This window comes from Microvirga sesbaniae, assembly GCF_025460805.1.
In the GTDB taxonomy this organism is placed as follows: domain Bacteria; phylum Pseudomonadota; class Alphaproteobacteria; order Rhizobiales; family Beijerinckiaceae; genus Microvirga; species Microvirga sesbaniae.
On the sequence record NZ_JAMXFJ010000137.1, the window covers coordinates 1 to 534 of the forward strand.

Below are 534 nucleotides of genomic sequence, written 5' to 3' on the forward strand. Positions count from 1 at the left end.
GTTCCGCTGACCACGGCGTCCGGCGACCCGACCGGAACGTTCCGGTCGACCGGGTCGGAGGACACCTGGGAAGGGCGCATTCGCGTTCAGCGCGACTTCTGACCGGTTGATGGGAAGAAGCTGTCGCGAGGACAGGCGAGCAGCCTGTCCTCGCGATCCTTCAGCGACGGCCGCCTCCGCGGAAGCCTCCTCCGCCACGCCCGCCTCCTCCGAAGCCTCCGCGACCGCCTCCAAAGCCGCCCCCCGGTCCCATGCTCCGCGGCGGACCGAACGATGACGAGCGGGAGAACTGCGCCGGAGGACGGGAGAACTGGCGGCTCGCCATCTGCCGCTGGTTGCCGATGTGCCGCGCCTGGGCATCGCGCATGACATTCGCGGGGAGCTGCTGGCGCGGAGCCGGACGCTGAGCGGCAGGACGCTGGGCCGGACGTTGCTGCTGCGCCTGCCGTTGCCCGGTCGCCGGTCGCTGCTGTGAGGCCGGCCGCTGCGGCGCAGAAGGTCGATCCGCCGCCGCACGGCGCTGTTGGGACGCTT

General features: G+C 71.9%; 1 pseudogene. It reads right to left on the bottom strand.

What is annotated here, in order from left to right:
- Positions 1-160: 160 nt before the first annotated feature.
- A pseudogene (locus OCW50_RS33165) lies at positions 161-534 on the bottom strand (SH3 domain-containing protein); the annotation flags it as partial.